The sequence below is a fragment of the Paraburkholderia sp. HD33-4 genome, from assembly GCF_021390635.1.
Classification (GTDB): domain Bacteria; phylum Pseudomonadota; class Gammaproteobacteria; order Burkholderiales; family Burkholderiaceae; genus Paraburkholderia.
The window spans coordinates 1,633,750-1,640,735 of sequence record NZ_JAJEJS010000003.1; the positions used below are offsets into that span (position 1 = coordinate 1,633,750).

Here is a 6,986-nt window from a genome sequence, read left to right on the forward strand (position 1 = left end):
CTTTCGTCCGATGCCGAGGATCCTTCGGCGCGAATGTCGACAGAATCAGTTGAAGCCACCCGCCGCGATCGCTTTCGCATCCGCATTACTGTCGAGCTTGGTCCAGCCAGGGCACCCGGAGCTATCGCAAGGCGGCCCCGCGTACCTCCATATCGATCCGTCATTGTGACGCTGGTAGATATGGGCACCGCTGGTCGCAATCGAGATCGCCGCGGCGTTGTTGTCGAGCTTTTGCCATCCTGCACACGTTGATGCCGTGCATGGCGTGCCGCTATAAAGCCAGATGGAGCCGTCCTTGTGAAGCTGGACCAGTTCCTTCCCGCCGGCCGCAATTGCGGTAGTGGCGGGATTATTGTCGAGCTCCTGCCAACCAGAGCAGCCCACATCGCCGCACGGCGTGCCCGTGTATCGCCAGATCGATCCGTCTACATGCAGCTGAAACAGATCCTTGTTACCGGCCGCGATCGCTTTGGCGGCCGGATTGCCGTCGACCTTCTGCCATCCCGGACAGGAGGTGCCGCTGCACGGCGTGCCGTTGTGACGCCAGATCGAGCCGTCGGCATGCAACTGGAACAACTGTGTCTCGCTTGCCGTGATCGCCGTGGTTGCGGTGTTGTCGTCGAGCTTGAGCCATCCCGGGCAGGACGCTCCGTTGCATGGCGTCCCGGTGTGGCGCCAGATGGAGCCGTCTGCGTGCAACTGGTATAACTCGATGCCGCCCGCGGCAATCGAACGCGCCGCCGGATTATTGTCGAGTTCGATCCACCCGGGGCACCCTGAACCACTGCAGGTGGTCCCATTGTGACGCCAGATCGATCCGTCCTTATGCAACTGATAGAACTGGCCAGCGGCTGCCGCCATCGCGACCGTTCCGGAATTGTTGTCCAGCTCCGCCCAGCCCGGACAGAAGTTGCCGTTGCAATCGGTTCCGGTATAGCGCCACAGGCTGCCGTCGTTGTGCGACTGATAGAGTGGGTCCGTATGCAACTGGTACAGGTTGCCTGCCGCAGCGATCATGCCGCTGAGCGGATTGTCGTCGAGCCTCTGCCATCCGGGACATGACGCTCCGCTGCACGGTGTGCCCGTGTAGCGCCATATCATGCCGTCGTCGTGCATCTCGTACACTTGGCCACCGGCCGCTGCGATTGCGACTGCCTTCAGGTTGTTGTCGAGCATCTGCCAGCCGGGGCACGACGCTCCGCTGCAGGGCGTGCCCGTGAAGCGCCAGATCGACCCATCGGCATGGAGCTGATAAAGCTGGCTGCCGGCCGCAATCGCGACGGCGTTGACGTTGTTGTCGAGCATCTGCCAGCCTGGACATGATGCTCCGCTACAGGGCGCGCCGGTATACCGCCAGATGGACCCGTCATCATGCAGTTGGTAAAGCGAGCCTCCCCCCGCGACGATGCCAACCGCTGCAGGATTGTCGTCGAGCATCTGCCAGCCGGCGCATGCGTTGCCGTTGCATGGCGCGCCCGTGTAGCGCCAGATCTTGCCGGTGTTGTGAAGCTGATAGAGGTTCGAGCTGTCCGCGGCGATCTGGACCGCGGCGATGTTGTCATCGAGCATCTGCCAGCCGGCGCATACGTTGCCGTTGCACGGCACGCCCGTATAGCGCCAGATCTTGCCGGTGTTGTGCAGCTGATAGAGATTCGAACTGTCTGCGGCGATCTGAACCGTGGCCGCGTTCTCGTCGAGCATCTGCCAGCCCGGACAGGAATTCGAACTGCATGCCAGCCCAGTCGACACCCAGATCTTGCCGTCGTTGTGCAGTTGAAAGAGCTTATTGCCGCCGCCCGCAATGGCGACTGTGGCGGGATTGTTGTCGAGCTGCGTCCAGCCTGGGCATGACGAGCCGCTGCACGGCGTGCCGGTATAGGACCAGATGGTCGCGCCGACGAAAAACGCCGGAGAAATCGTGAAGCGGGTCTGGTCCGATGGCACGAGCGCCACATCCATGTGCGTCGTCGTGTGAGTAAAGTCCGTTAGCAACGACACCGCAGCATCCGTGCTGATCGTCTGCGAGTATCCGCCCGTCTTCGACGAGTAGGCCGACCCCGACATGGTGACGGCTGGCGTGAAGTCGGTGAATGCAGTCGATGAAGCCGATACTTGTGGGCTCTGGTTTTCAATGATGAATTCCGCAGCGGCGCCGAGCGTCATGCAGTTGGCCGTATCAGGGCTCGCGGAGCATAGTGGCAGCGCCTGGACGGACCAGCAGGGCGAGCCATTGGCCGTCGTGCAGCTGAGAATTCCGCCTGACGTCAGATCGTGCAGGAAGGTGCACCCGTAGCCGCCGTTGATGTCCGGATTGCCCCTCGCATCGCAGTACCATTCCTGCGAGTAGATCTGATCGCCCGGGTTGGGGACAAAGGCGCCTCCGTATCCGTTGCTGTTGGGGTCTCCGCAGCAGTATTCCCGCCAGCTTGAGTAGGCGGCGGCGGTCGGCGTGGTCTGCACGTTCACTCCGCCCTGGATCAGGCCCGAGCCGGTGCCGAATCCGCCAAGACCGTTCCATATTGATATCGCAGTGGAGGTGGTCTCGTCGCCGCCGGGAATCGCGGTGGGAACGTTGAAAGTCGCTTCGGTGGAAATGTAGTCCGGTAAGCCCGTAATCGCGGCGCCGACCCACCAGGGCGACTGGATGGATGTGACAGTGTGCGAGTGAGTGTCGGGGCGCTTCGCTTCCAGCATGCGTCCCGGCCTCGTTGCCGATGCAAGCCACCGGGCGTACGCGGCGGCGTCCTTTGCAGGGTCGGGCCGCAACCCGTAGCCTCGTTCAATCAACTGCGACTGCGTTAAGGCCAGCGGGTTACCGGTGAGCGCGGGCCTGTCCGTGCCCTGCTCTTCGCCGAGCTTGAGGGGTCGCGGTGCGAACGTATCGGAGGATCTCAGATCGACGAGATAAGAGGACGGCTTCCCGGCCGGGTCGGTGCAATCCAGAGTCAGGCGTTGAACCGTATCTGCGGGTAAGGCCGGCACCGCGTAGAAACGCGCGTATCCGTCCACGTCGGTGTAGACCGGAATATCCGCGGACGGTGCCGCTCCCGGCACGTGTAGCTTGCAATGCAAACCAGGCAACGCATGCACGGACGCAGCAACGTAGGCTTTTTTCGATATCGCCGGCATCACGGTCCCCGACGACGGTGCCTGCGCACGGGCGCACGGGGGAGATGCCGCGCCCATACCCACCAGCGCAACGAGTGCCGCAATCAGGAGTCGTGATGTGCGGGACTGCGCCGCTCGTTCGATGGTCGCATCGGCATCCTGCTTCGCGGCACAGTCTTTCCTTTCGTACTGTCCGCGCGAATAGGATCGAAGCCCGCACAGGAGTGTTGAAGCGCGTGAGATGGCGTGCAACCGCACGACGAAACCTGAGCCCATGGCGCTTCCCCTTCAAACGAATACGCAGCAGCGGCGGTGCGCGACGCGTGCCCGCATGAAATGCGCGGCGTCGAACCGTAGCTGGCAACACAAGGACGAAACGCGGGCAACTGTTTTGAAGAAGCGTGCAGTGTTTGATGGGATGCGGCTGTGCCACTGGTGATCAGCGTCCGCTCCTCGCCAGCATCGAGCTATTTGTCGGCTCGTTTCAAGCCGACCGAGGGCGCCAGCATCCTCGATAGATAGAAGGAGCGAAGATGCGTGGCACCAGGTACGCCGTTGTTGATGCGGGCAACAAAGTAGGCTGATAGTCGCCCGCTTCAAGAGTCGTGCGACACCACCCGCGAACCTGCCAGGGTTAGTGGATCACTTCGAACACACGCGGTGGGAGCGGCGCGTTGCACGTCCGCTCTGAGCCGCTCAGCGGTCTCATGGATTCGAAAAATATCGGTCTCCTACGGGTCGGGAACACGTATGCATTGACCGTTATTGAGGTCCACGAATGCGGACGTTTGAATTGGTGTCACTACACACGCCATCGGCCGACCCATTGCCCTGTTTCTTGCAAGCCATCCCCAGATTGGGCTTATTCCCGCGTCATGGTTGAGCAGTTTCACGAATAGATCATTCTCTTTCAGTTCGATCCGCAGCCTCGCCTGGCACGGATCCTGTTGAGTCGTGTGTGCCCACGCAATGTCCACGATCTCACAATTTCAATCGGGTTCGGCCTATCAGGCACAGTGAATGCTCGCCCTGCATCGGGTCGTCGCCAACTGTGGAGGCATCGCGCAGAGGCACGCCGGACGGCGATTCCGGCCATCAGTCAAGATCGGCCACGAAGTTGGCGGGCGTCTTCATAGCTCAAGGGCTTAGGATAGAAACGCTGGTACACGGCTCCCCATTGCCGTGGCGGAACCGTGGGCGAATAGGCCGAACCGCTGCTCATTTCGATGAGCACTCCGTAAGGGGACGGCAGATGAACGTAGTGAATGGAAGGACGAGGCGAAACGGTCTGAAGCGTGTTGGAGCGTTCTGGCAGATCGGGCTTGCGCGTTCGGGTGCAGGTAGCCCGAATGCCGACATCAATTCCGCACAGCCTTCGCGAGGCAGACGCCTTGCAATTTGGGCTGCGTCGGCAAGCGCGTTGGGTGTCGCGGTCGTGGGTATCGTCGCGCATAGCGATCGGTTCGACGATGATCAGGCGCTCGGGATCGTCGCAACCACATCGCCAGCGCAACACACGACCTGGTCCGGGCATGTCGTGCTGCCGCCGTCGCCTCCCGCTCGCGCAACCGCGGTTGGCCGTGCTGAACTCGCCCCGCCCGTGCTTTCCGCTCCGTCCGATCACGGCGCTGACGCTACTCCGCATTCTGTCGCCCCGCAGTCGGTTACACGAGAGCCCGATCAAGCAAGCTATGCGGCCACAAAGAATCGTCGCAATTCGGCGCCGTACGTGACAGCAATCGAGCGGCATGCGAGCGGGATCACCCTGCCCCCATCGCCGACGCCACAAGCGTCTTCGTCCGATCACGTCGTGGGATCGTCGTCAGTTTCCGCGCGGGAACCCGCAATCAGCAGTGCTGAGCACGCCCCACCCGTGTCTTCCGCCTCGCTCGATCACCGCGGTGCACCTTCTCCGAAGACTCGCGGTGCGCCGTCTCGGAATTCTGCTTCACTGCAGCTGCTGCAAGGACAGCCTGCAGTCGCTTACGGAGGAGGTGGTTTGGGCACGGGCGGTTCTGGCGCAGGCGCAGCCGGTTCGGGTGCGGGCGGTTCGAATGCCGGCAGCTCGGGGGCAGGCGCGTCTGGTTCGGGCGCACGCGGCTCGGGGGCAGGCGCAGGCGGCTCGGGTTCAGGCAGTTCGGGTTCAGGCAGTTCGGGCGCGGGCAGTTCGGGCGCGGGCAGTTCGGGCGCGGGCAGTTCGGGCGCGGGCAGTTCGGGTGCAGGCAGTTCTGGCGCAGGCAGTTCTGGCGCAGGCAGTTCTGGCGCAGGCAGTTCGGCGGGCAGTTCGGGCGCAGGCAGTTCGGGTGCAGGCAGTTCGGGTGCAGGCAGTTCGGGTGCAGGCAGTTCGGGTGCAGGCAGTTCGGGTGCAGGCAGTTCCGGTGCAGGCAGTTCGGGTGCAGGCAGTTCTGGCGCAGGCAGTTCTGGCGCAGGCAGTTCGGCGGGCAGTTCGGGCGCAGGCAGTTCGGGTGCGGGCAGTTCCGGTGCAGGCAGTTCGGGTGCGGGCAGTTCGGGTGCGGGCAGTTCCGGTGCAGGCAGTTCGGGTGCGGGCAGTTCGGGTGCGGGCAGTTCGGGCGCAGGCAGTTCGGGTGCAGGCAGTTCGGGTGCAGGCAGTTCGGGTGCGGGCAGTTCCGGTGCGGGCAGTTCCGGTGCAGGCAGTTCCGGTGCAGGCAGTTCCGGTGCAGGCAGTTCCGGTGCAGGCAGTTCCGGTGCAGGCAGTTCCGGTGCAGGCAGTTCCGGTGCAGGCAGTTCCGGTGCAGGCAGTTCCGGTGCAGGCAGTTCCGGTGCAGGCAGTTCCGGTGCAGGCAGTTCGGGTGCTGGCAGTTCCGGCGCAGGCAGTTCCGGCGCAGGCAGTTCCGGTGCTGGCAGTTCCGGCGCAGGCAGTTCCGGCGCAGGCAGTTCCGGTGCTGCAGGCAGTTCCGGTGCAGGCAGTTCCGGCGCAGGCAGTTCCGGCGCAGGCAGTTCGGGTGCTGGCAGTTCCGGCGCAGGCAGTTCGGGTGCTGGCAGTTCCGGCGCAGGCAGTTCGGGTGCTGGCAGTTCCGGCGCAGGCAGTTCCGGCGCAGGCAGTTCCGGTGCAGGCAGTTCCGGTGCCGGCAGTTCGGGTGCCGGCGGTCACGGCGCAGGCGCTTCGGGTGCGGGCAGTTCGGGTGCGGGCAGTTCGGGTGCGGGCAGTTCGGGTGCGGGCAGTTCGGGTGCGGGCAGTTCGGGTGCTGGCAGTTCGGGTGCGGGCAGTTCGGGTGCCGGCGGTCACGGCGCAGGCGCTTCGGGTGCGGGCAGTTCGGGCGCGGGCGGTTCGGGTGCTGGCAGTTCGGGCGCGGGTGGTCACGGTTCAGGCGGCTCAGGCGGTTCGAGCGGAGGCGGCCACGGCGGCGGCGGCGGCGGCGGCGGAGGCGGCGGTGGCGGCGGTGGCGGCGGTGGCGGCGGCGGCGGCGGAGGCGGAGGCGGAAGGTAATTCGCCGCCTCGTTTTCAGCCGCCTTTTGTGCAAGAGACGTAGGTCATAGCGGCTATCCGATGGATAATCCCGATTGTGTGGCGCGACAACCTGGATGAGAGACGCGCGACAAGCAAGGTGAGAATGTCGCGGCACGATGGGATGGAACATGAAGGGTGAAATCCCTCGCATGTCCCTCTCTATAGTGGAAAGCTCCGATGGCTGAATGCAGCCGGCCGCCCTGGTCGGGCAACACTGATAGGCCAATGTCAGTTGTCGAAGCGCATCGACCCTATGAGAGCAATGACGGGATCTCGCCGGCAGAACGCGTTCGTCCACCACGCTGGCAAACTGCGATCGAAGGCTCCGGTGTCAACTCTGGAGTAACTCCATCGCACAGGTACTCTCGGCCTGTAGTTGCCGTCCACGCGATCCGCCAAGGCCTCATTC

At 63.9% G+C, this 6,986-nt stretch carries 2 protein-coding genes; one reads left to right on the forward strand and one right to left on the reverse strand.

Translation table 11 applies throughout. The features are described from left to right. Window positions 1-45: 45 nt before the first annotated feature. Window positions 46-3,129, reverse strand: a complete 3,084-nt coding sequence (locus tag L0U84_RS41925; protein WP_233859777.1) for a G1 family glutamic endopeptidase — start codon at window positions 3,127-3,129, stop codon at window positions 46-48. A 2,195-nt stretch (window positions 3,130-5,324) separates the two neighbouring features. Between L0U84_RS41925 and L0U84_RS41930 the strand changes: the two genes are divergently transcribed. Continuing rightward, on the forward strand, window positions 5,325-6,599 hold the full coding sequence (locus L0U84_RS41930; RefSeq protein ID WP_233859779.1) for a hypothetical protein: 1,275 nt from the start codon (window positions 5,325-5,327) through the stop codon (window positions 6,597-6,599). Window positions 6,600-6,986: the final 387 nt, after the last annotated feature.